Origin of the sequence: Phenylobacterium sp. (genome assembly GCF_037968635.1) — a bacterium.
In the GTDB taxonomy this organism is placed as follows: domain Bacteria; phylum Pseudomonadota; class Alphaproteobacteria; order Caulobacterales; family Caulobacteraceae; genus Phenylobacterium.
In genome coordinates this window covers 81,481-107,812 of the sequence record NZ_JBBKVV010000061.1, presented here as the reverse complement: position 1 = coordinate 107,812, position 26,332 = coordinate 81,481, and the positions used below count along the sequence as shown (strand labels likewise).

22 protein-coding genes are annotated in these 26,332 nt (G+C 68.2%); 15 read left to right on the top strand and 7 right to left on the bottom strand.

The window, feature by feature from the left end:
• Positions 1-233: 233 nt before the first annotated feature.
• Positions 234-1,295: a tRNA 2-selenouridine(34) synthase MnmH gene (gene mnmH, locus AAC997_RS06955; RefSeq protein WP_340644962.1), complete on the bottom strand. Its 1,062-nt coding sequence runs from the start codon at positions 1,293-1,295 to the stop codon at positions 234-236.
• 100 nt (positions 1,296-1,395) lie between these two features.
• On the opposite strand from mnmH, the gene selD reads away from it, so the two are divergent.
• From selD to AAC997_RS06930, 5 genes are all read left to right on the top strand, one after another.
• A complete protein-coding gene (gene selD, locus AAC997_RS06950) occupies positions 1,396-2,451 on the top strand; it encodes a selenide, water dikinase SelD (protein ID WP_340644961.1) in 1,056 nt (351 codons plus the stop codon).
• 11 nt (positions 2,452-2,462) lie between these two features.
• Entirely contained in the window at positions 2,463-3,581 is a 1,119-nt protein-coding gene (locus tag AAC997_RS06945; protein WP_340644960.1) for a cysteine desulfurase family protein, read from the top strand.
• A 68-nt stretch (positions 3,582-3,649) separates the two neighbouring features.
• Positions 3,650-4,924, top strand: a complete 1,275-nt coding sequence (locus AAC997_RS06940; RefSeq protein ID WP_340644959.1) for a serine hydrolase domain-containing protein — start codon at positions 3,650-3,652, stop codon at positions 4,922-4,924.
• Positions 4,921-5,850, top strand: coding sequence for a DUF6454 family protein (locus tag AAC997_RS06935; protein ID WP_340644958.1), 930 nt, complete (start codon positions 4,921-4,923; stop codon positions 5,848-5,850). The genes AAC997_RS06940 and AAC997_RS06935 overlap by 4 nt, the downstream gene beginning before the upstream one ends.
• 8 nt (positions 5,851-5,858) lie before the next feature.
• The gene (locus tag AAC997_RS06930) at positions 5,859-6,359 is read left to right on the top strand and encodes a CPBP family intramembrane glutamic endopeptidase (protein ID WP_340644957.1); all 501 of its coding nucleotides are present in this window, start codon (positions 5,859-5,861) and stop codon (positions 6,357-6,359) included.
• On the opposite strand, the gene AAC997_RS06925 is transcribed toward AAC997_RS06930, so the two are convergent.
• The 3 genes from AAC997_RS06925 to AAC997_RS06915 form a co-directional block, all read right to left on the bottom strand.
• Positions 6,351-6,518 (bottom strand): hypothetical protein, encoded by a 168-nt coding sequence (locus tag AAC997_RS06925; RefSeq protein WP_340644956.1) that lies wholly within the window; start codon positions 6,516-6,518, stop codon positions 6,351-6,353. The two genes, AAC997_RS06930 and AAC997_RS06925, sit on opposite strands and share 9 nt — an antisense overlap.
• 203 nt (positions 6,519-6,721) lie before the next feature.
• The gene (locus AAC997_RS06920; RefSeq protein WP_340644955.1) at positions 6,722-7,384 is read right to left on the bottom strand and encodes a ParA family protein; all 663 of its coding nucleotides are present in this window, start codon (positions 7,382-7,384) and stop codon (positions 6,722-6,724) included.
• Positions 7,385-7,510: 126 nt separating this feature from the next.
• Positions 7,511-7,648, bottom strand: a complete 138-nt coding sequence (locus AAC997_RS06915) for a hypothetical protein (RefSeq protein WP_340644954.1) — start codon at positions 7,646-7,648, stop codon at positions 7,511-7,513.
• A gap of 285 nt (positions 7,649-7,933) precedes the next feature.
• Here AAC997_RS06915 and AAC997_RS06910 point away from each other — a divergent pair, with 285 nt between their 5' ends.
• On the top strand, positions 7,934-10,117 hold the full coding sequence (locus AAC997_RS06910; RefSeq protein WP_340644953.1) for an ATP-binding protein: 2,184 nt from the start codon (positions 7,934-7,936) through the stop codon (positions 10,115-10,117).
• On the opposite strand, the gene AAC997_RS06905 is transcribed toward AAC997_RS06910, so the two are convergent.
• Entirely contained in the window at positions 10,114-10,476 is a 363-nt protein-coding gene (locus tag AAC997_RS06905; protein ID WP_340644952.1) for a hypothetical protein, read from the bottom strand. The two genes, AAC997_RS06910 and AAC997_RS06905, sit on opposite strands and share 4 nt — an antisense overlap.
• Before the next feature lie 81 nt (positions 10,477-10,557).
• Between AAC997_RS06905 and AAC997_RS06900 the strand changes: the two genes are divergently transcribed.
• Positions 10,558-11,061, top strand: coding sequence for an RNase H family protein (locus AAC997_RS06900; protein ID WP_340644951.1), 504 nt, complete (start codon positions 10,558-10,560; stop codon positions 11,059-11,061).
• A gap of 77 nt (positions 11,062-11,138) precedes the next feature.
• Positions 11,139-13,928 carry a PAS domain S-box protein gene (locus tag AAC997_RS06895; protein WP_340644950.1) on the top strand — a complete coding sequence of 930 codons (2,790 nt, stop codon included), beginning with the start codon at positions 11,139-11,141 and terminating at the stop codon, positions 13,926-13,928.
• A gap of 12 nt (positions 13,929-13,940) precedes the next feature.
• On the opposite strand, the gene AAC997_RS06890 is transcribed toward AAC997_RS06895, so the two are convergent.
• Positions 13,941-14,630, bottom strand: a complete 690-nt coding sequence (locus AAC997_RS06890) for a hypothetical protein (RefSeq protein WP_340644949.1) — start codon at positions 14,628-14,630, stop codon at positions 13,941-13,943.
• A gap of 59 nt (positions 14,631-14,689) precedes the next feature.
• Positions 14,690-15,307 carry a hypothetical protein gene (locus AAC997_RS06885; RefSeq protein WP_340644948.1) on the bottom strand — a complete coding sequence of 206 codons (618 nt, stop codon included), beginning with the start codon at positions 15,305-15,307 and terminating at the stop codon, positions 14,690-14,692.
• 51 nt (positions 15,308-15,358) lie between these two features.
• Between AAC997_RS06885 and ybaK the strand changes: the two genes are divergently transcribed.
• The 7 genes from ybaK to AAC997_RS06850 all read left to right on the top strand — a co-directional run bounded on the left by ybaK (position 15,359) and on the right by AAC997_RS06850 (position 26,312).
• Positions 15,359-15,835: a Cys-tRNA(Pro) deacylase gene (gene ybaK / locus AAC997_RS06880; protein WP_340644947.1), complete on the top strand. Its 477-nt coding sequence runs from the start codon at positions 15,359-15,361 to the stop codon at positions 15,833-15,835.
• 66 nt (positions 15,836-15,901) lie between these two features.
• Positions 15,902-17,602, top strand: coding sequence for a LuxR C-terminal-related transcriptional regulator (locus AAC997_RS06875; RefSeq protein WP_340644946.1), 1,701 nt, complete (start codon positions 15,902-15,904; stop codon positions 17,600-17,602).
• 241 nt (positions 17,603-17,843) lie between these two features.
• Positions 17,844-20,138: a TonB-dependent receptor gene (locus tag AAC997_RS06870; RefSeq protein WP_340644945.1), complete on the top strand. Its 2,295-nt coding sequence runs from the start codon at positions 17,844-17,846 to the stop codon at positions 20,136-20,138.
• Between the two features lie 152 nt (positions 20,139-20,290).
• Positions 20,291-21,727 (top strand): autotransporter outer membrane beta-barrel domain-containing protein, encoded by a 1,437-nt coding sequence (locus AAC997_RS06865; RefSeq protein WP_340644944.1) that lies wholly within the window; start codon positions 20,291-20,293, stop codon positions 21,725-21,727.
• A gap of 20 nt (positions 21,728-21,747) precedes the next feature.
• A complete protein-coding gene (locus AAC997_RS06860) occupies positions 21,748-22,539 on the top strand; it encodes a hypothetical protein (protein ID WP_340644943.1) in 792 nt (263 codons plus the stop codon).
• Between the two features lie 56 nt (positions 22,540-22,595).
• Positions 22,596-23,255, top strand: a complete 660-nt coding sequence (locus AAC997_RS06855; RefSeq protein WP_340644942.1) for a GDSL-type esterase/lipase family protein — start codon at positions 22,596-22,598, stop codon at positions 23,253-23,255.
• Between the two features lie 60 nt (positions 23,256-23,315).
• On the top strand, positions 23,316-26,312 hold the full coding sequence (locus AAC997_RS06850; RefSeq protein WP_340644941.1) for a DUF2339 domain-containing protein: 2,997 nt from the start codon (positions 23,316-23,318) through the stop codon (positions 26,310-26,312).
• Positions 26,313-26,332: the final 20 nt, after the last annotated feature.

The following is a 26,332-nucleotide window of genomic DNA, read 5'->3' as shown; positions in this document are numbered from 1 at the left end:
ACTGATTGCGCTGGAGTTCGATTTCATCCCCGGTCTCCGAATACGTCCTGGTTCGCTCAGCGCAGGATCATTCCACCCCATTCATGGTCGCAAGGTTTCAAGACGACAACCATATCCGACCGCGTAGGACATCTATTGAGCAGCGCGGCTTCACATGGCCGCGCACTGCGTCCACTGCCAGAGCCAGACACCCAAGACTAATTTGGCCCTCACGGCCCCGTGCTTCCCCGCCGTCAAAGGCCTGAGACGAGGCCGGCCACCTGGTCGGCGACGGCGGACTGGGCGGTTTCGTCCAAAACTTCCACCGCGATCTGCGCGATCGCCATGCGACCATCCTTGCGACGACCGCGTGCATAGGCCGGATCGTAGTGAAGCTCCATCAGGGCGGACGCCAGGGTTTCGAAATCACCCGCGCTGATCAGCCCACGCCAGGCCTCCAGTCGGGCGGGAGATGGTGGAATGGGCAGGCGGGCGAAGGCGGCCTCGAGCCGGTCCCGGTCGGCGATGATGTCGGCATAGGCGCTGACCAGGTACCTGGCCCGCGCCTGGCGCGGGGCCACGATCTCGATCCGGGGCGCGATCTGCATGGCGCGCCAGACGGCCGGCGGTGTCATGCGATCCCCGATCTTGCTGGATTCGGCCTCCACGACGACGGGGCGTGATGGATCGAAGGTCTTCAGCGCCGTGAGCAGCGTGGTCTCAAACATCTTCTGGCTGGGTTGCCGACGACCCGCCAGACCGCCGAACAGCGAGCCGCGATGTCCGGCCAGATCCTCAAGGTCGAGAACCTGCAGGCCGCGCTCCGCCAGCCGGGCCAGGATTTCGGTCTTGGCCGAGCCGGTGTCCCCGTCCAGCAACACGAATCTGACGGGGCAGGCCTGCTCGTAGAGCTCGTCCTGCACCTGGCGTCGGTACGTGCGATAGCCGCCGTCCAGCACCGCCGTCGGCCATCCTACCCGTTGCAAAATCGTCGCCATGGCGTTGGAGCGGTTGCCGCCGCGCCAGCAGTAGATCAAGGGGCGGGTGGTGGGAGACCAGTCGTCCATCGCCGTGCGCAGGTGGTGCGCGATGTTCTCGGCGACGTAGGCCGCACCGAGGCGGTTCGCCCGGAACCGCGACTCCTGGACATAGATCGTGCCCACCTCGGCGCGCTGCGCATCGTCCAGAACCGGCAGGTTGCGGGCGCGCGGCATGTGATCCTCGGCGAACTCGCCGGGACTGCGGACATCGATGATCACATCGAAGGCGGCGGTCGCCTCCGCGTCGGCCGTTGCAAGCAACTGGATCGGCTGCATCTAGGCGATCGCCCTCGTCGGCTGTCTGATCGTCATGGGGTTCACCGCCGAGACGATGCTAAGTACGCGCTTGCCCCTTGATGACGCGTGCGGAGACCAGATGCCAGACCCTGTTCGATTGACGTCGCTGGCGCACGGCGGCGGTTGCGGCTGCAAGATCGCGCCGGCGGCCCTGCGCGAAATTCTCGCTCAGGTTCCCGCCGCCCAGGCGTTTCCGAACCTCATGGTCGGGACGGAGACCTCAGACGACGCCGCCGTCTGGCGGCTGAACGACAGCCAGGCCCTGGTGGCCACCACCGACTTCTTCATGCCGGTGGTCGACGACCCGTTCGACTTCGGTCGTATTGCGGCGACCAATGCGCTGTCGGACGTCTACGCCATGGGGGCGACGCCGATCTTCGCTCTGGCGATTGTCGGCATGCCGATCGACAAGCTGTCGCCGGCCACCATCGGATCGATCCTGGCCGGGGGGGCCGCGGTCTGCGCGGCCGCCGGCGTACCTGTCGCTGGCGGCCATTCCATCGACAGCGTCGAGCCGATCTACGGGCTGGTGGCGCTGGGGCTGGTTCACCCCGACAGGGTGCTCACCAACAAGACGGCGCGGGATGGTGACGTCCTGATCCTGACCAAGGCGCTGGGCGTCGGCGTGCTCAGCGCCGCCTTCAAGCAGGAGCGTCTGACGCCGCAGGGTTACGCCGCCCTCATCGCCACGACCACTCAGCTGAACACCGTGGGCGCCACCCTGGCCGACCTGCCCGGCGTTCACGCGGTGACCGACATCACAGGCTTTGGCCTGCTCGGCCACGCCCTCGAACTTTGCCGGGGCGCGGGCTTGACCGCCGAGGTCTTCGCGGACGGCCCCGCTATGCTGGAGGGTGTGGAAGCCCTCGCGATGGCCGATGTCCGCACGGGCGCGGCGGTGCGAAACTGGTCCAGCTATGGTGGGTCGGTCGTCCTGCCGTCGGGGCTGGAGCCGTGGCGCAAGGACCTGCTGTGTGACCCGCAGACCAGCGGCGGTCTGCTCATCGCGGTGTCGGCGGCCGAGGCTGACGGATTGCTGGCCAAGCTCTCGGCCCAGGGTTTTCCGGCCTCCCGTGTGGTCGGCCGTCTCATGCGTGGGCCGCCGGAAATCCGGGTGGTCAGCGCGAGGGGATGAGGTCAACCAGCATGGACCGCATCTATCTCGACTTCAACGCCAGCACGCCCGTCGACCCGCGGGTCGCGGCGGTCATGCGGCCGCTGCTCGAGACCGCCCACGGCAACCCGTCCAGTCCCCATTGGGCCGGCGGGCCGGCGCGCGACGCCGTGGAGCGGGCCCGCGCCAAGGTCTCTGGCCTGCTTGGGGCCGAGCCGGACGAGATCGTCTTCACCAGCGGGGGGAGCGAGGCCAACAACCTGGCCCTCAAGGGGGTGTTCTTCGCCCACCGCCACCGCGGCGACCACATCGTGACCAGCGCCGCCGAGCATCCCGCCACCCTGGAGGTCTGCGCATTCCTGGAGCGCATGGGCGGTCAGGTGACCTACATTCCGGTGGATCGCCAGGGCCGAGTCGATCCAGATGACCTCGCTCGAGCGATCACAGCGCGGACACTGCTCGTCACCTTGATGCACGCGAACAACGAGACCGGGACCCTCCAGCCTATCGAGGCCTGCGCCAGGATCGCACGCGATCGCGGCGTCCTCTTTCATACCGATGCGGCCCAGTCGGTCGGCAAGGTGGCGACGGAGGTGAACCGGCTGGGCGTCGACCTGCTGTCGATCGCCGGTCACAAACTCTATGCGCCCAAGGGCGTCGGCGCTCTCTATGTCCGGCGCGGCACAACCCTGGAGCCGCTCATCCACGGCGCCGGGCATGAAGCCGGCCGCCGGGCCGGCACCGAGAGCGCGCTGCTCACGGCGGCGCTTGGCGAAGCCTGCGCGCTGGCGTCAGACCTCGCCCCGATGCGCGGAGTCCAAGACTTGCGAGACGCACTTTGGGCGGACTTGCAGAAGCATTTCGGGAACCGCGTGATGCTAAACGGTCATCCAGAGCATCGGCTGCCCAACACCTTGAACGTCGGCTTCGTGGGCCTTGTCGGCACGGACATCCTCGCCCGACTGCCGGAGGTCGCCGCGTCCACGGGCTCGGCATGCCATGCGGGACTTGTGGAACTGTCCCCGACGCTCCGCGCCATGGGTGTCCCGCCCGAAGTCGGAATGGGGGCGATCCGCTTCAGCCTGGGCCGAGGAACGACATCGGCCGAGATCGCCGCCGTTGTCGGCAGGCTGGTCGAGGTGTTGGGTTAGACATCAAGCTCGCGACCTGACGCGACGCCGGAAGTCGGATAACAAGGGTCAAGGTTGGGGGTGAGCTGATGCGCCGTTGGATCTTGCTCGGGGTCGCCACGCTCGTGGCGCTGGCGGTCTGGACGGTCGTCTTCGCGGCAGGGACCCTTGAGGGCTGGTGGCGACAGCCCCTGGCCCCACGAGGCGACCCGGCCGCCTTCGCTGCGGCGGCGGACGCGATGATCGCGGCGGAGTCCACCGGCAACCTGGCCTTGACCCTGATTGAGGATGGCCGGCCTGTGCATGAGCGCTTCGCCTCGGCCGGTGCGCCCGTGGACCGCGACACCCTGTTCCAAGTGGCCTCGCTCAGCAAATGGATCACGGCGTTCGGCGTGATGACCTTGGTGGACGCCGGCCGCATCGATCTCGACGCCCCGGTGGACACCTATCTCAAGCGCTGGAAGCTGCCGGCGAGCCAATTCGACAACCGCCAGGTGACCGTGCGCAGAGTTCTGAGCCACACGGCGGGCCTGACTGACGGCCTGGGCTATGGCGGCTTCGCGCCCGGAAAACCGATCCAGCCGCTGGTGGCGTCCCTCACCCGCGCTTCCGACGCCTCGCCCGGCGCGGACGGCGCAGTGAAGGTGGGCCTGCAACCTGGGGCCGGGTGGAAATATTCCGGTGGTGGCTACGCCCTGCTGCAGCTGCTGATCGAGGACGTCACCGGCGAGCCCTTCGAAGCCTATATGCGGCGCGCGGTGCTGGACCCCCTGGGCATGACACGGTCCACCTTCCTGCTGTCGGAACCGGGTCCCGGCAATGTCGCCGAGATCTATGGCCCCGGCAGGACGCGCGCGATCCACTACCGGTTCACGGCGACGGCGGCGGCGTCGCTGTACACCTCCGCCGCCGACCTGACGCGCTTCATCGCCGCTCACCGGCCGGGCCCGGATGGGGCTCCCGCGGGCCGGGGCGTCCTAGCGCCCCCAGCCCTGGCGGAGATGCGCCGCCCCCACGCCTCGCAGTACGGCGCCGATATCTGGGGTCTGGGCCTGGTTCTCTACGCGCCCAATGAGGCCGGCGAATTCATCGTCGGTCACGACGGCAACAACTTCCCGGCCATCAACACCTCGGCGCGGTTCGATCCGGCCAGCGGTGATGGGATCGTGGTGCTGGAGACGGGCGATGATCTGCTGGCGACCCGGCTGGCCGGCGAGTGGGTGTTCTGGCGCACGGGCAATGTGGATAACCTGACGGTGCTGATGGAGGTCAAGCAAACCCTGGTGGTCCTGGCCGTCGGCTTGGCGGTAATACTGCTGGGCGCCGGGATGGTCGGGTGGCGTCTGCGCGGGCGGCGCCGATGAGACCGGGCGTCCTGCGGCGCTTCGCGCTGCTGCTTCCCGCTCTGACGAGCCTGCTTGGCTCCCAGGCCGTCGCCGCCCCGAGCCTCGCCGATCGCCTGGTGCGGATCGACCGCGCCACCGCCTGGACCCCGGCGGCCCAGATCGCTGTCCAGTTCCCCACCTTCCATCCGCAGGGGATGGTGAAGATCGGCGCGGCGTTCTTCGTCTCCTCCGTCGAGGTCAAACAATACCCCGCCCGCTTGGCCGGAGCGCCGGGCGCGCGCAGCCCGGGCGCCGGAGTGGGGCAACTGTTCCGGATGTCGGCCGACGGCGCGCTGCTGGCCGATCTCGTGCTGGGGGAGGGGGACGCCTATCACCCGGGCGGGATCGACTTCGACGGAGAAAGTCTGTGGGTCAGCGTGGCGGAATATCGGCCCGACAGCGCGGCCATCATCTACCGGGTTGATCCGGCGACCCTGAAGGCCACCGAGGTGCTACGGGTCGCCGACCATATCGGGGCGGTGGCCTATGATCCTGAAACTCGAACCCTGCACGGCGTCTCCTGGGGCGGCCGGCGGTTCTATGCCTGGAAGTTGAAGCCCGGCGGCGGCGCCCAGGCTCCCAAGGTGGTGCGCAACCCGTCCAGCTACATCGATTATCAGGACTGTCGCCATCTGGGCGGCCGCCGGATGCTGTGTTCGGGCCTGGCCGACTACCGCTCGCCCAAGGGCGGGAGCCTGTCCCTGGGAGGGCTGGAGATCGTCGACCTGCGCGACCACCGGCCGGCTTGGCAGGCGCCGGTTCCGCTTTGGTCACCCTCGGGGCGGGCCATGACCCAGAACCCAACCTATGTGGAGGCGACGGCTGCCGGTGTCAGGGCCTGGTTCATGCCCGACGACGATCGCTCGACGCTGTTCGCCTATGAGGCGGCCGCACCGGTCAATTGATTCACCGCATGGCCGCCGTTGGTGATGGCGGCGTCCTTCGCGGTCCAGCGGCTGATGGGGGCGCCCTTGCCGGCCCCGAGCTCAGTCTGGTTTCGGGCCTTGTCTATTGCCTGCTGTTCTTCGCGGCCGCGCTCTGCGAGGAGCTCGGCTGGACGGGTTACGCCACAGGCCCCCTGGTGGCGCGGTTCGGTGTGCTGGGGGCGGGCCTGATTCTGGGCGGAGTCTGGGCGCTCTACCATTATGTGCCCCTGGCCCAGGCGCACCGGTCGATCACCTGGATCGCCTACTGGTCCATCGGCACGGTGGCCACCCGGGTGATCATCGTCTGGCTCTATTGCCGGACCGGCGCCAGCGTGCAGGCCGCCACGCTCTTCCACATGACCATCAACGTCACCTGGCAGATGTATCCGATCCAGGAATCCTTCTACGACCCGCGCTTCAGCGGCCCATTGTCGGCCGTGGCGGCGGTTGAGCTGATTGTTGGCGGCCGCTGGCGCCCCTCAGCGTGACATCCAGGGCTTGGACTTGGACGACGACTTGGCCGCCGCGGCGCGTTCGCGCTGGAAGCGGCCGCCACGGGGATCCTTCGGCTTGGCCTCGAGGGCTTCTTTCTTCAGGCGTAGGGCGCGCTGAATCGGGGTCTCGGCGGGCGGGTCTTGGTCGGCCATGGTTCTCGTCCTCCGGAAGGCAGACCCTAGAGCGCGTTAGGATTAAGGGGAAGCCGGTTGACCTGCCGGACGTGCTCTACTTCTTTGAGTTTAGAGCGTTTTTGACCTTGCCGGCTCCTTCCCGGAATGAACCCGTTGCGCCATAAATGCGTCCTCGGTGCTGTCCGCGCCCCGGCCGCGACCAGAGAGGGGACCAGCCCCGCTCAGTCGTTGGCGGCCCGGTCATGGATTGAGCCGGTCGTTCTGCCCTGAATGTAAGCCAGCAAGTCGGCGATCTCCGCGTCAGCCTTGCCGCCCGGCTCGTATTCGCCGACGCCTTGCCCCTGGGCGATGGATCGCTGGTATGCGGCCCGCGTCTGCAGGGCCAGGGAGCAGACCTCAAGTCCGCCGCGCCGAAGGATGTCCATGGTCCCGCTGACGACGGCAGATTCCGTCCCGTTGCGGCGGGGCGGGCATTGATTGAACAGCACCAGACCCTGCCGCCCCAGCCGGCGGACGACGTCCACGGTCCGCAGGGTAGCGACGACATCCAGGTAGGTGGGCCGGGCGACGGCGATGCAGAGGTCGGCCACCTTCATGGCCTCGATCATGCCGTTTTCGGGACCGCCGGGAGTATCGATGATCAAGACGTCGCAGCCGCCCTTGCTGCTGACATAGGCCAGGGCGTCCAGCTTGGCCGCCGAGGTCTCCACCACCAGAGCGGCATGGTCGGGGCGCGTGCGAAGGCTGTCAGAAGCTGAACGTACGGGGTCGGTGTCGGCCAGGAGGGTGCGCGCGCCTTGCGCCCGCCAAGCCAGGGCCAGGTTCACCGCCACAGTGGTTTTTCCGGAGCCTCCCTTGTGGGACAGCACCGCGATCGTCTTCATCGTCCTGGCCCGCCCCCGCGCCTCACCCGACGCGGGATAGCAGCTTACGGGCCGGCAGAATGTAAACCTTCGTTGTCGGGGTCGCGCGCCGCCGCTGTCGCCCGCTCATTGGGCGCCGGGATCAGGTCAGCGGCGCTGGCCGTGAGGCAGCATGGCGGTCTTGGTCTGCGGCTTGGTGGCGGACGCGTGGCCCGTGGAGCGGGGATCGTTCAGGCCGACGGGCGCGCCCTGATTCAAGGTGCGGGTGCTGGGATAGGTTTTCATGGAGCGGTCCTTTCGAGGACTATCCCACACTGCGGCCTCCACCGCCGGACAATTCGACGGCTCGGGCGATCAGGACGTGCGGCTGCCCGGTCGGACGAGGCCCCGCGGTCACCAACCGCCTGCAACGCGCGTCGGAAGGCCCTGCTGCAAAGCTTGGGGCGAAATGCCGCGGCGCGGACAGCCCGCTCAAACGCCTCGTTAAGCCGGATTTGGCACTCTGGCCAAATGGCTGGTTTCGATCCCTCCACACCCCCTGCGTCCGCGTCGATGATCGACGGCTTGCCGATGGCTGCGGCCCTCCTGGGGACCGAGGGACAGATCACCGCCGCCAACCGGGACTTCGCCCGGCTGCTGGGCAAGCCGGTCACCGAACTCGTCGATGGCCACCTCGGCGCGATGTTGGACGAGGCGGCCACCGAGACCCGTCCCACCGCCAACGCCTACCGGCTGGAGACCTATGGCGAGGCCCGTTGGGTCCGTGCCGACCAGAGCGCCGGCGGCCTGGTGTTGTTGATCGACGTCACCGCCGAGCACCGGATGATGGACGCCGCTCTGAACGCCTCAGGCGTGCGCGACAAGCTGATGGCCGACGCCGAGGTCGGCACCTGGCTGTACGATCCCGAAGAGGATCTCTACTTCTTCTCCAGTGAGCTCGCCTTTGGCTGGAGCGAGTCCGCCGCAGGTGTTCCGTCCTCGGTCCTTGAGCTGATCCAGCACCCTGATGACCAGGCCAAGGACCGGGAGATTCGCGAACGGCTGACTCAATTCGGCGGTGAGGCCGAGGGGGAGATGCGCTATCGCACCGCCGATGGCGGCTGGAGGCACCTGCGGGTGCTCTATCGCGCGGGAAAGCAGACGCCGAGCGGGCGCTACGAGATGTACGGTATCAGCCAGAACATCTCGCCCCAGGCCCAGGCCCGTGACGAAGCCACCACCAGCACCCAGCGGTTGAAGCTGGCCCTCAACGCCGCCAATGCGGGGGTGTTCGAGTTCGATTACGCCGCCAAGAGCTTCTGGCTCTCGCCGGAGTTCCGCGCCCTGGTGGGAGAGGACGCCCTGGCCGATGTCGCGGACAATCCCTTCAGTCTGTTCCATCCCGACGACCAGACCCGCGCGCGGGATCTGAATGCGCGCGCCAGGCGCAACGACCACATCGCGCCGGTGGACGTGCGGCTGATGCGCAGCGCCGGTCAGATCTGGGTGCGGTTCTATCTGGAGGTCGAGCACGACGCCGCTGGCGCCCCTATCCGCTGCGTCGGCCTGATGATCGACATCGACGATCAGAAGCGCCAGGAGCTGGCCCTGGCCGAAGCGACCCAGGTGGCCGAGGCCGCCACTGCGGCCAAGTCCGACTTCCTGGCGTCCGTCAGTCACGAGATCCGCACCCCGATGAACGGGGTCGTGGGCATCCTGCATCTGCTGGAGCGCGAGCCGCTGACGGCGGAGGCCGCAGCCATGCTGCAGGAGGCTGTCGCCTGCAGCCAGATGCTGGCTCAGCTGATCAACGACGTGTTGGACTTCAGCAAGATGGAGGCCGGCAAGCTGGACCTTGCGCCGGTTCCCATCGATCCGGGCGCCCTGGCCGACAGCGTGGCGGCCCTCATCCGACCCCAGGCCGAGGACAAGGGCATCTATCTTCGGGTCTCCGCCGAAGGCCTGGGCTATGCCGCCATCGACCCGGTGCGTCTGCGCCAGTGCCTGTTCAACGTCATCGGCAACGCGGTGAAGTTCACCTCCGAAGGCGGAGTGTCGGTACGGCTGACCTATGTCGGAAGCGATGTGCGCCGTCTGCGTTGCGAGGTGACGGACACCGGCATCGGCATTCCCGACGCGGCCCGCGCCTCGCTCTTCGACCGGTTCCAGCAGGCCGATGTCGGCACGACGCGGCGATTCGGCGGCACGGGTCTGGGCTTGGCCATCGCCCGCAGCCTGACCCGGATGATGGGTGGGGACATGGACTTCGACAGCGTCGAGGGCGTGGGCTCAACCTTCTGGTTCGAGGTCACAGCCTCCGTGGCCGAAGCCCCGTCATCCAGCGCCGTGAACGCCTTCGGTGACGCGCCTCTGGCGGGCCTGCGGGTCCTGGTGGTGGACGACAACCGCGTCAACCGCCTGGTGGGGGTGAAGTCCCTGGAGGCCCTTGGCGCGCAGGCGCAAGAGGCAGACTCCGGCGAGGCGGCGGTAGAGGCGGTGGTCGCCGGCGACTTCGACCTGATTCTTATGGACGTGAACATGCCGGGCATCGATGGCCTGGAGGCGACCCGCCGTATCCGCGCCCTGGGCGGCGTTGCGGCCCAGACCCCGGTGATCGCGCTCACTGCCGATGTCATGACCCACCACCAGCAGCGCTATCACGCCGCGGGCATGAACGGCTTCGTGCCCAAGCCCTTCTCGCCCATCCAGCTTCTGGCGGAGATCGCCCGCCTGGTGGCCGGCGAGGGTGAGGCGGAGGCGGCGCTCAGCGCCTAGTCATCATCCATGTCGCCGAGCATTTCGGCCTTGGTGGCTTCCCACATGGCGCGCCCTTCGTTCAGCGAAGCCTTGATCGTGGCCACGTCCACCGGCGAATAGGCCTCCTGGTGGACGCCCAACGCCACCAGATAGGCGGTGATGAAGTCTCGGTAATCGACCCAGGTCTTGGCGGCCAGCTCCATGGGCCAGGCCAGCAGGCTCTCATCAGCGCCCTGCCAGCCCTCGGTCAGGCGGGTGGCGGCCACCTCATAGGGGAACGGATCGCCCAGAGTCTCGAGGCCGAAATTGGTGACGATCCACTGGCGGCCGCGCCAGATGATCTCACTGGCGCGATCGCCGATTTCTTCTTTCAACATGGCAGGGAGATGAGCCCTTTGCGCGGCCCCCGCAAGGCTTAGGGCTTGCGGGTGAGCGCGGTCTGGACGAAGAGGCGCCCCATGAACCCTTTGCGCATCTGGACCGACGGCGTCTGCACCGACAGCCGGGGCTTCGGCGGCTGGGCCTATGTCCGGTTGTGGAACCGCGAGGCGCGCGGAACGGCCGGCGGCGAGCGCCAGGCGACGACCCCGCGCATGGAGCTGACCGCCGTGCTCCGCGCCCTGACCGACCTCGCGGACATTCCGGCGCCGACCCCCATCACCCTGCACTCCGACAGCGCCGTTCTGATGATGGGCGCGGGGCAACTCGCCGCCTGGCGCGGGAACGGCTGGATCGACGCCAAGGGCGAGCCGGTGGTCGAGCGCGACCTCTGGGAACAGATCGCCGCTATCACCCTGGTCCGCCCCGTCACCTTCGTCCGCGTGGACGCCGCACCGACCGACAAGCGCCCCGAGGGCTTTGTCTCGGCCTGGTCGGATTTCGCCCGCGAGAGGTGCAAGGCGTCAGGGGCCTTCACCTGGGCTATTCCCAAGCCCAATATGGCGAAATTCCCGGCAGTCTGACGCAGCGATTGCGAAGCTTGCGCGTTGATAGGCCTTCAGGGGGACGTCCAGTTGTCGGTCAGTCGCAGGCGCCGCGCATGAGTTCGCGCGATCTTCCAGGAACGGAGTGGCCAAGGGGCGGCGGCGAGACCGGGGCCCTGATCCGCGCATTCGACTGGCGCGCCACCAGCCTGGGTCCCATTTCCGGCTGGCCGCAGAGTCTGAAGACCGCCACCGATATCCTTCTCCAGTCTCCCGTCCCCATCGTCATGCTCTGGGGCTCGGAGGGGGTGATGATCTACAACGACGCCTATTCGGTCTTCGCCGGCGGGCGGCATCCGGCCCTGCTGGGGTCGCGGGTGCTGGAAGGTTGGCCCGAGGTCGCCGACTTCAACGCCAATATCATGAAGGTCGGCTTGGCCGGCGGGACCCTCGCCTATCGCAAGACAAGTCTGGTCCTTAACCGCCACGGGACGCCCGAGGAGGTGTTCCTCGATCTCGACTACAGTCCGGTGCTGGATGAGAGCGGCCGGCCGGCCGGGGTGCTGGCCATCGTCTTCGACATCACCGAGCGGGTGCGGGCCGACGAGCGGCTGCAGATCGCCCAGCGAGCGGGCCGGGTCGGCGCCTTCGAGTGGTATCCCGAAACCGGCCGCCTGGACGTTTCCGAGGAGTACCGTCGCATCTGGGGCTTTGGTCCGGAGGTGGAGGTCAACGCGGACCTGCTGGTGAGTCTGGTGGAATCCCAGGATCGTGGCGTCACCGGCCCGGCGCGGTTGGCGGGCGGCGGCAATCCGCTGGAATACGCGGAATACCGCATCACGCGGCCTGACACCGGCGAGGTCCGCTGGCTGGGCCGCAGGGGGGAGGTGCTGCCGGCCGAGGCGAACGCGCCGCCGCGCTATATCGGGGTCAGCTTCGACATCACCGACATGAAGGCCGCCGAGGCCGCGCTGCGCGAGAGCGAGGAACAGTTCCGCACCCTGACCGAGACCATGCCGGGTTTCGCCTGGAGCGCCCATCCCAGTGGGGCGCTCAGCTACGCGACCCAGCAATGGTTGACCTATTCTGGTCTGACTTTGGACGAGACCGTCGCTGATGGCTGGCTGAACGCCATCCATCCCGAGGACCTGGAGCGGGTGGCGGGCGTCTGGACGGCCTGTGTGGCCACCAGCGATCCCTACAACATCGAATTCCGCCTGCGTCGTCATGACGGGGCCTATCGCTGGTTCCTGGTCCGCGGCCTGCCGGTGCGTGACGCGGCCGGCGCCGTCACCCGCTGGGTGGGCGCGGCGGCCGAAGTGGAGGAGATCGTCGAGGCCCGCGAGGTTCAGGCCAGCCATCAGCAGGCCCTGGAGGAGGAGGTTGAGACCCGCACCCGCGAGCGCGACCGCATCTGGAACGTCAGCCGTGACCTGCTGCTGGTGACCGACATTTCCGGCTTGGTGCTGAGCGCCAATCCTGCCTTGACCGCGATCCTGGGCTGGGCCGAGGCTGATCTCGCCGGGCGAACCACCGAGTGGCTGCAGCATCCCGACGACCGGAACCGCAGCCAGGCGGAGGTGGCGCAGCTCGCCGAGGGACAGCCGACCCTGCGCTTCGAGAACCGCCTCCAGCACAAGGACGGCGAGTATCGCTGGCTGTCCTGGACGGCGGTTTCCGACGAGGACTTGATCTACTGCGTCGCCCGCGATGTCACCGCCGACAAGGACGCAGAGGCCCGCCTGCGGGAAACCGAGGACGCTCTGCGCCAGGCCCAGAAGATGGAGGCGGTGGGCCAGCTCACCGGCGGCATCGCCCACGACTTCAACAACCTGCTTACCGGCATCATCGGGTCGCTGGACTTGATTCAGCGCCGGATCGACGATGGTCGCCTGGCCGACATCGGCCGGTTCATGGAGGCGGCCACCACCTCGGCTGGCCGCGCCGCGGCCCTGACCCACCGCTTGCTGGCCTTCGCACGGCGCCAATCCCTCGATCCCGAGGCCGTGGACGTCAACGGCCTGGTGGACTCCATGGGGGACCTGCTGCGGCGGACCCTGGGGGAACAGGTGGAGCTGGCCATCGCGCTGGCCCCCGACGCCTGGCCGGCCTTCGGCGACTCAGGCCAGCTGGAGAACGCGGTCCTCAACCTGGCGATCAATGCTCGAGACGCCATGCCGGGCGGCGGCAAGCTGACCATCGAGACCGCCAACACCCATCTCGATCTGCTCTACACCTCCCGGCACGAGGACCTGAAGCCCGGCGACTACACGGTGCTCTCGGTCACCGACACCGGGGTCGGCATGACGCCGGAGGTGATCGCCAAGGCCTTCGACCCCTTCTTCACCACCAAGCCGATCGGCCAGGGCACGGGCCTGGGCCTCTCGATGATTTACGGCTTCGCCCGGCAGTCCGGTGGTCATGCGCGCATCTATAGCGAGGTCGGCCAGGGCTCGACGGTGCGGCTCTATCTGCCACGCTTCGCCGGCGATACGCCGGACGGCGAGGCGGAGCAGGCGCGGCCGGACCTGCCCCGCGGGGATGGCGAGACCGTTCTTGTGGTGGAGGACGACGCGGCGGTGCGGCTGCTGGTGGTGGAGGTGCTCTCGGAGCTCGGCTATGCCGCGATCGAGGCCCATGACGGCCAGGCCGCCCTGCCGATCCTGCAGTCAGACCAGCGGATTGACCTGATGGTCTCCGATGTCGGCCTGCCGGGCCTCAACGGTCGCCAGGTGGCCGAGATCGGGCGCCAGCATCGCCCCGGCCTGAAGGTTCTGTTCGTCACCGGTTATGCCGAGAACGCCGCCATCCGCTCCGGCTTCCTCGATCCCGAGATGGAGATGATCACCAAGCCCTTCGCCCTCGACCAGCTCGCCGCCAAGATTCGCGAGATGATCGAACGCTGAATGTTGAGGCGCCTACCGCGTCTGCGCGCCGGGGTCGGTGAAGAAGAACAGCGCCAAGGCCATGGCGGCGGCCGCGTCGCGGTCCGGCGAGCCCTGGACCGGCAGGTAGAAGGCGCCTTTCATGGGCGTGCGGACCATGCCGCCCACCTCCTGATCCCCCTTCAGGATCACGTAGGACGGCGTGCCGCCACCGCCCAGCGGCATGGAGCCCGGCAGCTTCTTGGTCTTGGCGCGCAGGGTGACGCCGCCATAGCGAATCTCCGCGGCCCGCTGCGGCTGATAGAGTTTGTCCATGAATTTGCCGTCGCTCAGCACCAGAGCGAAGGAGGCGTCGGAGGGACCGCCGTCGAAGTTGCAGACATAGGCCAGGTCGTTGCGTTTGAAGTCGATCCACCCCATGCCGAACCGGTTCTGGCCGCCCTCGCAGCTCACGGCCATCGGCGCCTTCAGGCGCGGCGAGCCGATGGTGAAGGTGGTCTTGGCATAGTCGCTGGAGAACATGCCCAGCGCCCGCGTCTGCTTGTTCATCTGCTTGACCTGGCCGGAGTACTCTCCGAGGTCGTAGCCGTAGCCCAACAGCAGACCCTTCACCCGCTTGGGCTTCAGGCTCAGCTTTTCGGTATTGGCGATATCCTGCGCAAGGGCCGGAGCCCCGCTGGCCAGGATCGCCGCCGCGAGAACACTCAAAACCACCGTCTTCATGGTCGCCACTCCCCGTTGTGGAGCGCTACCCTAGGCCAAGGCGCCTTGCCTAGGAAGACTCAGGGCGGGGCGACCAGGACCTGGTCGGTGTAGGTCTCCACCACCAGGCTGAAGGGGCGGCCATTGGGGGTGCTCAGAACGGCGCGATGGCGCAGCACCTCGTGAGGAATGACCAGCATCCCAGGCTTCGGGTGCGCCATGATTTCCGTGGCGAGCAATAGATCCGACGTCAGGGTGCGTCGCCGGAAGCTCAGTGGCCGCACCACCACGCCGAAGGGGGTCTGCGACTGTTCAAGGGCGGTGTTCATCGCTGGCGTCAGGCGGGCCGGCACGTACCAGTTGTCGGCTTCCGACAGCACCTTGTCCCCGCAGAGCAGTTCAACGCGCCGATAGGCTACGGGCGTTCGAGCGAACACCCCCAAGGCGCGGCGCTCAGCCTTCCCCGCCGCCTTGTCCCGGCCCTTGATGCGCCGCGCCACGATCTTGGTTCCGCCACCGGGGCCGTGCGCATCGCACCAGAGCTGGAGAGTGGCCGTGGCGCTGTCGCGGCTGAGCAGGTCGGCGTTCAGGCGCTGGACCTGTTTTAACATTTCCATGAAGTTGCCGTAGGTGTCGGGAACCTCGCGCGCCATCGCGGGTGCGGCGAGGAGCAGAAAGGCGATCAGCAGGACACGCATCCCGTTTGTCTCGCATTCTCAAGCCCGCGTCGTCCAGCTAGCTTGCGGCCCATGGCCAAGACCACTCCCGCGACCCTGGCGCTCGGCAAGGCCGGCGTCGCCTTCACGCTGCACACCTATGACTACGACCCCGACGCCGGCCGCGTGGGGCTGCAGGCCGCGCAGAGCCTGGGCGCCGATCCGGCCCGGGTGCTGAAGACCCTTATGACCCAGGTGGACGGTAAGCCTGTCTGCGCGGTGCTCGCCTCCGACCAGGAGGTGTCCATGAAGAAGCTGGCGGCGGTGTTCGGGGGCAGGGTGGGAGCGATGATGAAACCTGCCGACGCCGAGCGGATGACCGGCTACCGGGTGGGCGGGGTCAGTCCCTTTGGCCAGAAGCGCCTGGTCCCTACCGTGGTGGACGAAGCGGCTCTCCTGCAGGACCGGATTTTCATCAACGGCGGGCAACGGGGATTGCAGGCGGAACTGGCGCCGGCGGACCTCGTCGCGGCGCTCGGCGCCAAGGTGGCGGCGATCGCCTCCGAATAGGGGCGCTTGTGTTCGCCCCGCGCCGTGTAAGCTGGCCTTCCCGGTCCAAGTCCCCCGAAGGCCCGAATGTCCGCCGCCCAGTCCAAGGCCAACGTCTCCCTGGTGATCGAGACGATGTACGCCATCGCCGCCGATCCCGAGCGCTGGGAGGAGGTGATCGAGGCCCTGGATGTGCCGGCCCAGGACGGCGAGGCCCCTCAGGGCGCGGAGGGGATGGCCAGCCTGGCTCGCGCCGCGGCGGGCGGCGGCGACCGCGCCGATGTCGGCGTCATCGTGGTCTCCGGCGCCGGCGGGGCGGTGGCCTGTAACCCGGCCGGAGAGAGCCTGTTCAAGCACAGGCTGGGGCGCATCGAGGCGCGCGGCCTTTCCTTCCTCAACCCGTCTAACCACGAAGCCCTGACCCAGGCGCGCAAACGCCTGCGTGAGACCCGCGGCCGCCAGGTGATCGTCAAGTTTCTCGACGAGGAGGATGAGGGACCGCATTTCGCCTATGTCACCCCCGCCCCGGCGTTGCCCCCGGGTCTGGCCGCGACTCTGCCACAGCCCTCGCCGCGCGGGGAGGGCGACATCGCGATCGTCTTCCCGGCGCTGGAGACCACCGACCGTCTATGGGCCAGCGTCCGCGAAAGCTTCGGCCTGACGCCCGCCGAGACGAGGTTGGCGGCCCGGCTCAAGGACGGCCTCAGCCTCAAGGAGGCCGCTGACGACCTGGATGTCAGCCTGAACACCGTGCGCAACCAGCTTCGCGCCGTCTTCGACAAGATGGGCCTGAACCGACAGAGCGAGCTGGTCCGGGCCCTCACCCAGCTCGGCGCTCTGGCCCAGGCCTTCGAGGATCCCGGCGGCGGGGTGCGCCGGATCGGGGGCGCTATCGTCGCCACCGAGCGGGCGGCGGCGGAGACCGCGCCACCGGTCCAGCTGTTCAAGCTCGCCGACGGCCGACGCCTGGGGTGGCGCGACTATGGTGATCCGGCCGGTCGGCCGGCGGTGGTGATCACCCAGGATCTCTCCTCCAGCCTGCTGCCGCGGGGCACCAACGCCCTGGCTCGGGACATGGGGTTACGATTGGTCGTCACCGAGCGGGCGGGATCTGGTCGGTCCGATCCGCACCCGAACTTCACCTTCGCCAACGTCGCCGCCGACTCCGTGGCCCTGATCCGCCACCTGGGGATCGACGGACTGCAGATAACCACAAATACCGACGGGGCGGCCTACGCCATGGAGGCCGCCGTGCAACTGGGGGATTCGGTCACCCGTATCCTGCTGGCCTCGGGGCGTCCGCCGGGCCTGCAGGCCGAGCGGGAGCGGGATCGGGGCCATACGCTCACCCTGTTCTGGCGGCGCATCTACCGGAACCCGTGGCTGTCGGACATGATCTTCGAGATGATGCGGCTCAGCCTCAGCCGGGCGCAGTTCGAGCGCTATGCCCGCGCCGCGGCCTCGGCGCCAGGCGACGCCGCATATCTGAAGGCCCATCCCGAGCTGCTGGACTTCATCATCGACTACACGCGGGAGTCGGTGGCTGTCAGCGCTCGGGGCGCCGCGGACTCCATCCGATGCGCCGCCAAGTCCGTTGGCCCAGACCTCTCAGACCTCGCCTGCCCGATCACCCTCTGGCATGGCGATCAGGACCCGATGAACGGGATCGAGGAGGTTCAGGCCTGGCTGGGGGACCATGTGGAATCGACGCGCATCTTCCCCGGCATCGGCCGCTTCCTGGCGCACAAGCACTGGGCGGAGGCGCTGGCCTGGTTGGCGAGGGTCTGAGCGGGATCAACTGATCGCCGATCAAGATCCGACCGTGCGCTTCCCGACTCGCCAAGCGACGCACCGGATCATCGGCGACAAGATCGTTTCAGCGACCTGCCGAAATTCGTTTGGCGCGAAACTATTTCGTACGAAACCTTACGATCACACAAATTAACTGTAAGTAACGCGTCATATTTCTGTTGCCAGGCTTCGCCGACCCATGTTTTGTAAGTGCAACAAACAATATGGGGAGGGCATTATGGTGCATCGGAATGGGAAGACGCGCGCTCGCTGGATGGCCACCGGCGCGGCGATCAGCGCCGTCGGATCTCTAGTGGGCTTCGCGCCACAGGCTGCGGCTCAGACCACCACCTCGGCGGGTCAGGTTGAAGAAGTGGTCGTCACCGCCCGCCGCCGGGAAGAACGGCTGCAGGACACCCCGGTGGCCGTCACCGCCTTCAGCGCCGAGGCCCTGGCGGATCGCGGGGTTGAGAGCGTCGCCGAGATCTCCAAGTTCGCCCCCAACGTCCGCTTCGATGGGGCGGCCCAGCTCTCCGGCGGCAATTACAACGCGACGGTCTTCATCCGTGGCGTGGGCCAGAATGACTTCGCCATCTTCTCCGACCCCGGAGTGGGCATCTATGTGGACGGGGTCTACTTCGCCCGCTCCATCGGCGGCATGCTGGACGCCTTCGACGTTGGTCGCATCGAGGTGCTGCGCGGCCCGCAGGGGACGCTGTTTGGCAAGAACACCATCGGCGGGGCGGTGGTGATCACCTCCCAGGCGCCGGGGACCGAGCTGGCGGGCCGCATTGAGGGCACGATCGGCAGTTTCAGTCGCCGCGACGTCAAGGGACACCTGGACATCCCCGTCGCCGAGAACCTTTACGCCCGTATCTCGGCGGGCAGCCTCAACCGTGACGGCTATGCGCACCGTCTTTCGGACGGCCAGGACCTGGGCAACCGCAACGCCGACGCGGGCCGGCTGCAACTGCGTTGGGACGCCACCGAGACCCTGCGGATCGACCTGTCGGCCGACTATACGCGCGCCCGCGAGCATTCCGCGCCCCAGACCCTGATCGCCGTCGCCAACCGCCCAGGCTTCACCGGGGCGCCGTTCATGACCAACTTCAACACCTTCGTGGCGCCGAACAAGGGGATCGTCGCCCCCAATGGCGCCCGGACGCTGAACCCGTCGTTCATCACCGGGGACCCCTATACGACCTGGGGCTCGGGGCCGAACGTCAACGACCTGGATCTGTGGGGTGTCTCGGGCACGGCGAACTGGGACCTTGGCGCCGTACAGGCCAAGTCCATCACCGCCTACCGCCATCTGAAGGCGCAGTTCGCCCGCGACGGAGACAACAGCCCCTTCACGTTCCGCGAAACCCGCAACTGGGACAAACAGCGCCAGTTCAGCCAGGAGTTCCAGTTCAACGGCGAGGGCTTCGACGGCCGCCTCACCTGGGTGGCCGGGCTCTACTACTTCAATGAACATGGCTCCGACCGCGGCTACGCCCACCTGGCGCTGGGTCTTGGCCCGCCGGCGACGCCGCCCCCGATCTCGCCCTCGGCCAATGTCTATACGGTCGTGGACGCCACCACCTATGCGGCCTTCGCCCAGGGGTCCTTCAGCCTGACCGACCGGCTCAGCCTCACCCTGGGCGGACGATCCAACAAGGACGAGAAGACCTACTATCTGGATCACCGCCGCATCGCCGACGGCTTCATCGTGGCCAACACCACGGTGTCGGACTCCTGGTCGGCCTTCACACCGAAGGTCGGGATGGAGTTCAAGGCGACGCCCGACGCTCTGCTCTATGTCTCTGCCGGCAAGGGCTTCAAGAGCGGCGGCTTCAACGCCCGGCCCCTGTCCGACATCACCGAGGTCACCGTCTATCAGCCGGAGACCATCAAGACCTATGAGCTGGGCGCCAAGACCGCCTGGTTCGACCGGCGGCTCGTGTTGAACGCGGCGGCCTATTTCAGTCAGTACGACGATATCCAGGTGACGGTGAACCAGACGCCGCGCAACTTCGTGGCCAATGCCGCGGCCGGTGAGATCAAGGGCTTCGAGATCGAGGCCGTCGCCCGCCCCGCCCCCGGCTGGGACCTCAACCTGGCGGTGGGGCGCACCAAGACCAAGTACACCGAGGTCGGCCAGGGTCTGGGCCCCACCCAGATCCTGCCCATCAATCTGACGACCAAGTTCGTGAAGTCGCCGGAGTGGACGGTCAATGCCGGGGTGCAGCGGCGGGTCGACCTTGGCCAGGCCGGTGGGCTGACCCTGCGTGCCGACGTCAGCTATTTCGGAAAATACTATAACGACATCGCCAATGATCCGGACCTCGCCCAGGGCGCCCACAGCCTGTTGGGCGCGCGGATCAGCTGGGAGTCGCCCGACGAGCTGTGGCGGGTGGACGTGTTCGGGACCAATCTCACCGACGAGCAGGTCAAGGTCAGCGGCAATGCGTCGAGCGGCGCCTTCGGCTTGAAGGAAGCCAGCTATGGTCCGCCGATGCAGTGGGGGGTGTCGCTGGCTCGCGACTTCTAGGCCCTGACGAATTCAGACGGATTCTAGCCGGCGCCGAAAGCACAGGGCGCGCGCCGACTGCGCCGCATAGTCCGGATGGATCATGCGGCGCGGTGGGCCTCCGTGGTCGAGAGGACGCGACAGTACGTCACGTCTTCTTGGGGATACTCCACATGCGCTTTCTCGCGGCCGCCTTCGCGGCCTTCCTGCTGGCCCTCGGCTTCGGGGCGGGCTCGGCCTTCGCCCAGGCCGGCGGCAGCACCATCACCCTGCCCGACGGCACCACCATCGTCACCACGATCGCGGGCCTCAACAACATCACCATCGACATTTCGGGCGGGCCTTATGCGGGCAACCCGGCCACGGTGAAGTTCACCAGCGTGGTGCCCAGCGCCACCAGCATCTCCTATACCGGGACCATCGCCACCGGGGGGACCACAGAGGCCTTCACCTGTGTGGTCAATACCGTGACTCAGGCGGTCAGCGGTTCGGGCGCCTGCGCGGTCGCCTTCGGTCAGGCGCCGGCGACGACGCCGACCACCCCGACGACCCCCACGACGCCGACGACTCCCACCACGCCGACGACCCCGACCACGCCGACGACGCCCACCACGCCGACAACACCGGGGACGACCACGGTCGTGACCCCCAACGGCACGATCGTCACCGTGACTCTGCCGGAAAAGGCGCTGATCACCCAGGCTGAGGCCGACCAGCTGTTCCTGGCCCTGGTGGGCACGCGGGTGAACGCCACCAGCATGCAGAACTTCGTCGCCCAGCGCCTGCAAGGCCTGTCCCTGGCGGGCCTTGCCTCGGGCCTCGGTCCCCAGACCCGCAACGGTCGCGTCTATAAGGGCCTGAACGCCGGCGCCTTCGAGCCGCAGACCGGCCTGTGGGTCAACGCCTCGGGTTCTTACGTCGACGACAGCCGCCCGGGTTCGGCCCAGGACGGCTGGGGCGGTTCGGCCGCCATCGGCGGGGACGTGATCTTCGACAATACGGTGCTCGGCGCCTATGTCGGCTACGGCTCCATGCAGCTGGACGGCACGGCGGTGGATTACCAGACCAAGGGTTGGACCGTCGGCGCCTACGCCAGTTGGTCGGCGAGCCCCGCCCTCCAGATCACCGGAACGGTCGGCTACTCCAACGACGAAGTCGAATACGGCCGCACGGCGGGTCTGCTCCGCTCCTTCGGTGAGACCGACCGCAACCAGCTGTTCGGTTCGGTGAGCATCGGAACCACCGTCGATCTCGCCGCCGACTGGGTCCTGACCCCCAGCCTGGGTGTCATCGCCTCCACCTCCGACACCGACGCCTATCTGGACAACGCCGGCCGCCCGATCGCCGGCAATTCCACCGACCTGACCATCGCCCAGGCCGGGGCGGCGCTGATCTTCACCGGCTCCAACTGGCTCCCCTATGTCAGCGCCAGCTTCAACAGCCAGACCGACGGTCCGGCCGGCGTCGACAAGGAATACGGCTATATCGGCGCGGGCTTCGCGGCCCCGCTGTCGGACGACCTGGCCCTGGCGTTCAACATCCAGACCCTGGTCGGCAAGAAGAACGAGGGTGAGACCAGCTTCGGCTTCACCCTTCGCCGGGCGTTCTAAGGACTCTGAGGAGAGCCCTGATGCGGTGGAGATTGGCGTCTGTTCCGGCCCTCGGCCTGGCGCTGGTCTCCCTGCTGACGGCCCCTGCCGGCGCCAGCCCCGCCGGCAGGGGTTGGACGTCCTTCGAGGTGGTTGCGGGCTCCCGCATCCTTGTGGCCGCCTCGAAGGATGCTCCGTCCAGCGGCGAGTTGCTCACGGTGGTGATCGAGGGCGACGGAAACGCCCACGACAGCCAAGGCCGCCCGTCCGCCGATCCGACCCCGCGTGATCCGCTGGGGTTGCGTCTCGCCCAGGCCTGGCCCGACGGACCGGTCGCCTGGCTCGGCCGCCCTTGCCAGTATGTGCAAGACCCCGCCTGTTCGCCGGCCGACTGGACCGCCGGTCGCTACTCGCAAAGCGCGGTCACCGCCTCCAGCCTCGCCATTGACGAATTGAAGCGCCGGTCGGGCGCGACACGCCTGCGGCTGATGGGTTGGTCCGGAGGCGGGACAATGGCCGCCTTGGTGGCGGCCCGCCGCACCGACGTCGCCGTCCTCGTCACCCTGGCCGCGCCCCTGGACCTGGCCGCCTGGACGCAGTGGCACGGGGCGAGTCCGCTGACCGGCTCCCTCGACCCCGCATCCGTCAGCCTGCCGCCCGGCATCGTTCAGCTTCACGTCCTGGGCCGTTTCGACAAGGTCGTGCCGCCGGCCTTGGGGGAGGCCTCCGCACGCCGTCTCGGCGGCACGGTTCTGGTCTGGCCTGAGAAGCACACCTGCTGCTGGAGCAAACGCACCGACCGACTTCTGGCGCTCTCCCAGCCCGCTGAGTAGTCTCTCCCAAAATTGGGGAGTTGCTTATGTCCAGGTCGTTCACACGGCGCGCGCTCATGGCGCTCGCGCTGCTGTCGCTCACGGCCGCTGCGCCGCCGGAGACCAGGTTCTCACCGGAGATCGCGCACTTCGCCGACCTGGATGAGGTCGCGCCGCCCAGGCCTTGCGGCTTTCTGTTTACCGGCTCCTCCAGCGTTCGGTTCTGGAAGACCCTTGATCAGGACATGGCGCCCTATCCGGTTATCAATAGGGGTTTTGGCGGCTCGCAGATCGCCGACGTGACCCTCCATTTTGACCAGGTGGTCACGCCCTATCGGCCCCGCGCCATCTTCTTCTACGCCGGCGACAACGACATCAACGCCGGTCGCGCACCCGCCCAGGTGATCGCCGATTTCCAGACCTTCCTGGACCGCAAAGACCAGACGCTGGGGGCGACGAAGGTCTATTTCATCGCGCTCAAACCCTCGAAGTCGCGCTGGAACCAGTTCGCCGCGCAGAGCGAGGCCAACGCTGCGATCAAGGCGCTCGCGGGCCAGCGCGCTGACCTGGACTATATCGATGTCGTCCCCTCCATGCTGGAGTCTGGCGCGCCGAAGGACATCTTCGTCGGCGACGGCCTGCACATGACACCGGCCGGCTATGTCGTGTGGACCGGGGTCATCCGCCCGGAGGTGGAGCACGAGGCCACGACCGGCCGCGCCTGCAAGGAGGGCTAAGATTTCGCTGGAAGGCGCCGGCGATCTGCCTACCCTGCGTTGATCGGGCGGGGGTCCTTCATGGAATGGGTGCTGATCCTGGCAGTGGCGGCCTGGCTGTTTGTCCAGGGCCGCGAGCTGTCGAGTTTAAAGCGTCGGCTGGATGTCGCCGAGCGCGCCCTGGACACGCGGCGGCGCGAACAGCTCGACGAGATCGTATCGGTCCTTCCAGAAGCGTCGCCGGCCGAGCGCTCGCCGGAGCCGCCCAAGACGGCTGCCGCTCCGATTCCCGATGCCCTCCCAGCGCGCAAGCTGGCGCAGGCGGCCGTCTCAGCGCCTGAGGTGGTGGCGCGCAAATCAGCCAAGCCGCGCCAGTCGGCGGCGGCTTGGCTGTCGGAGAACGGCTTGGCTTGGCTCGGGGGCGGGGCCTTGGCGCTCGGCGGCCTGTTCCTGGTCACCTACGCCGTCCAGCGCGGGGTGTTCACGCCGCAACTGCGCCTGATCGCCGCCGTGGTGACGGGCTTGGCCATGATCGCCGCCAGCGAGGCCATGCGCCGGCTGAAGCGCGGCAACGCGCTCGCCGCCGCCCTGGCGGCCGGCGCCGGCTCCGCGACCCTCTATGGCGCCATCTGGGCCGCCGAGCGGCTGTACGGCTTCATCGACCTTGCGACGGCCGGGCCGCTGCTGGGACTGATCTCGGCCGGTCTGCTGGGCCTGGCCTTCCGGCACGGCGCGCCCCTGGCGCTGCTAGCCGTCGCCGGGGGCTATGGGGCGCCCCTGATCACCGGCGGAGTCTGGAACGCAGCGCCCCTGGTCACCTACCTCGCCGTGATTCTCCTCGCCGGCCATGCGGTCAGCGCTCTGCGGCGCTGGGGCGAGGTCGGCTTGGTGACCACGGCCGGCGCCATGATCTGGGTGGTGGTCAGCGCGGCAGACTGGCCCGGAGCCCCACCTGCCATCCTGGTGGTGCTCACCCCGGTCGCGGCCGCCACCGCCGGCTGGTGGCTCTCCCGCCGTCCGCGCGAGGCTGCCCCCTCCGCCCGGCCCGATATCCGCGATCCGAACCTGGGGGCTGGCATCACCCTGGCCGCGGCAAGTGTCCTGTCCCTGGTGGTCTGGAACAGCTTCCCGGCCTCGCTGCCCTGGCTGCCTGCCCTCACCGCCGCGATACTCGCAGCGCTCGGGGCTGCCCTCGCTGTCCGACGCTTGGCCCCGCCCGAGGTCACGGCCTTCCCCTTCGCCGCCGCCGTTCTGGGGGTGATGATCATGCGGGCCGGGATCGGCCCGCTGGCTGATGTCCTGACCCATCACGCCCAGGTCTGGACTGCTCTGCTGCCCGTCGCCCTTATCGCGGCGGGCCTCTTGGCCGGGGTCCACGCCCAGACACGCGCCGCCGGAATCGCCGCGGCGGCCGGCGCGGTTTCCGCCGCTCTCTGTCTTGCCATCGGCGCGACCGGCCTGCACCTGATCTGGCCAACCCTGGCCTGGATCGCCCCGGCGGTGGGCGTGGTGCTGGTGGCATTCGGCGCCACGGCGCTGGCCCGCCGTAGCGATGCCCCGAACACTGATCTGTCCGTCGCCCTGTGGATCTGGTCTGGCGCATATGTGTTGATTCAAGCCCTGTATCAGGGGCTGGATCCTCGCGGGCTACCCACTGCCTACGGGGTCATGGTCCTGGCTGTGGTCCTCCTGCACTTGCGCCTCGGCTGGCGCGGCCTGGGCGCCGCCGCAATCGCCGCTGTCCTGGCAGCCCTGGCTGCGGTTATGGGCCCCGATCTTGCTGGCAAGACCCTGGCCGCCAAGCTGCCGGCCTGGATGATGGCTCTGGCCACCGCCGCCCCAGTCGGCCTGGTTCTGGCGGCGAGTTGGCGTGTCCGCCGTCGCGAGCCTGGGGCTCCCCTTGCCGACTCCTTGGGGACCGGCGCTCTGCTGATCGCGCTGACGGGCGCCTTCGTCCTACTGCGCGTCTGGTCCAGCGAGCCGCAGCGCGGGATGGACAGCCTGACCGAAGCGTCTTTGCGCACGATCCTGCTGATGGCCTCGGGCTTGCTCTCGGCCCGGGTCTCGACCTCAGGCAGCTGGCTGTCGCGCTGGCGGCCGCACATCTTCCTGGCAGCAGGCCTGTTGCACGCCTTCGTGGTCCAGACGTTGGCGATCAATCCGCTGTGGGGACAGGTGGCCGTGCAGGGGCCGCCGATCCTCGACGGCCTGATGCTAGCCTATCTCGCCCCGGCTCTGCTCGCCGCCGCCGCCGCTCGGCGATGGGCTAGCGAGACCCGCAGCTTTACCGGCGCCTATGCCGCCGCGGCCCTGGCCTTCGCGGTGCTTTGGGGCGGCATGGAAATTCGTCGGCTGTTCCAGGGCGTGACCTTGGACGGCGGCGTAGATCCGGTGGGGCGGGCGGAGGCCGCGGCCTATGCGGTCCTGCTGCTGATCACCGCCCGCTCCCTGGTGTGGGTCGCGCGCCGTGCCGCCGCCCGCGCCTCGCGCCTCGCCCCGCAAATGGAGGACGTCGCCGATCTCGCGATGATGCTCGCCTTCGGAGCGGCCATCATGATCTTCGGCTACGCCGCCAACCCCTGGTGGGGGCCGATCAACCGGCCGCTGGATTCCGTGGCCGCCTCGGCCTTGCTGCTCGTGCTCTACGCCCTGGGGGGTGGCCTGCTGATCTTGCTCTCGGCCGAGAGCTGGCTCGGGCGCGCCGCCAAGGTGCTGGCCGCGATGCAGGTCTTCATTCTGGTCACTCTTGGCGTGCGGATGGCGTTCCGCGGCCCGGACCTGGCGCCCGCCGACGCTGAGGCGCGGCTGGAGACCTGGGTATTTTCCGCCGTCTGGGCGCTCTATGGGCTGGCGGTGATGATCCTGGGGGTGCGCCGCCACGAGATCGCCCTGCGCTGGACGGGCCTCGTCTTGCTGTTGCTCACTACCGCTAAGGTCTTCCTGTTCGACATGGCTAGGCTGGACGGCGTGATCCGCGCCGCCTCCTTCCTGGCGCTCGGTGTCCTGCTGATCACCGGCGCCTTGGCTGCGCGACGGTTCGGACTGGTGGCCACCCACGGCGGCGCAGAGAGGGACTAGGCGCCGCGCCTCATCGGGTT

Bases quoted from the DNA above. Each gene is read 5' to 3' on its own strand.
- AAC997_RS06925 (WP_340644956.1), bottom strand. From the start codon at position 6,518: ATGGCCGACCAAGACCCGCCCGCCGAGACCCCGATTCAGCGCGCCCTA.
- AAC997_RS06905 (WP_340644952.1), bottom strand. From the start codon at position 10,476: ATGTTGAAAGAAGAAATCGGCGATCGCGCCAGTGAGATCATCTGGCGC.
- AAC997_RS06885 (WP_340644948.1), bottom strand. From the start codon at position 15,307: ATGCGTGTCCTGCTGATCGCCTTTCTGCTCCTCGCCGCACCCGCGATG.
- AAC997_RS06930 (WP_340644957.1), top strand. From the start codon at position 5,859: ATGGCCGCCGTTGGTGATGGCGGCGTCCTTCGCGGTCCAGCGGCTGAT.
- AAC997_RS06910 (WP_340644953.1), top strand. From the start codon at position 7,934: ATGGCTGCGGCCCTCCTGGGGACCGAGGGACAGATCACCGCCGCCAAC.
- selD (WP_340644961.1), top strand. From the start codon at position 1,396: ATGCCAGACCCTGTTCGATTGACGTCGCTGGCGCACGGCGGCGGTTGC.
- AAC997_RS06940 (WP_340644959.1), top strand. From the start codon at position 3,650: ATGCGCCGTTGGATCTTGCTCGGGGTCGCCACGCTCGTGGCGCTGGCG.
- AAC997_RS06870 (WP_340644945.1), top strand. From the start codon at position 17,844: ATGGTGCATCGGAATGGGAAGACGCGCGCTCGCTGGATGGCCACCGGC.
- AAC997_RS06935 (WP_340644958.1), top strand. From the start codon at position 4,921: ATGAGACCGGGCGTCCTGCGGCGCTTCGCGCTGCTGCTTCCCGCTCTG.
- AAC997_RS06895 (WP_340644950.1), top strand. From the start codon at position 11,139: ATGAGTTCGCGCGATCTTCCAGGAACGGAGTGGCCAAGGGGCGGCGGC.
- ybaK (WP_340644947.1), top strand. From the start codon at position 15,359: ATGGCCAAGACCACTCCCGCGACCCTGGCGCTCGGCAAGGCCGGCGTC.
- AAC997_RS06920 (WP_340644955.1), bottom strand. From the start codon at position 7,384: ATGAAGACGATCGCGGTGCTGTCCCACAAGGGAGGCTCCGGAAAAACC.
- AAC997_RS06890 (WP_340644949.1), bottom strand. From the start codon at position 14,630: ATGAAGACGGTGGTTTTGAGTGTTCTCGCGGCGGCGATCCTGGCCAGC.
- AAC997_RS06850 (WP_340644941.1), top strand. From the start codon at position 23,316: ATGGAATGGGTGCTGATCCTGGCAGTGGCGGCCTGGCTGTTTGTCCAG.
- AAC997_RS06875 (WP_340644946.1), top strand. From the start codon at position 15,902: ATGTCCGCCGCCCAGTCCAAGGCCAACGTCTCCCTGGTGATCGAGACG.
- AAC997_RS06900 (WP_340644951.1), top strand. From the start codon at position 10,558: ATGAACCCTTTGCGCATCTGGACCGACGGCGTCTGCACCGACAGCCGG.
- AAC997_RS06855 (WP_340644942.1), top strand. From the start codon at position 22,596: ATGGCGCTCGCGCTGCTGTCGCTCACGGCCGCTGCGCCGCCGGAGACC.
- mnmH (WP_340644962.1), bottom strand. From the start codon at position 1,295: ATGCAGCCGATCCAGTTGCTTGCAACGGCCGACGCGGAGGCGACCGCC.
- AAC997_RS06915 (WP_340644954.1), bottom strand. From the start codon at position 7,648: ATGAAAACCTATCCCAGCACCCGCACCTTGAATCAGGGCGCGCCCGTC.
- AAC997_RS06860 (WP_340644943.1), top strand. From the start codon at position 21,748: ATGCGGTGGAGATTGGCGTCTGTTCCGGCCCTCGGCCTGGCGCTGGTC.
- AAC997_RS06945 (WP_340644960.1), top strand. From the start codon at position 2,463: ATGGACCGCATCTATCTCGACTTCAACGCCAGCACGCCCGTCGACCCG.
- AAC997_RS06865 (WP_340644944.1), top strand. From the start codon at position 20,291: ATGCGCTTTCTCGCGGCCGCCTTCGCGGCCTTCCTGCTGGCCCTCGGC.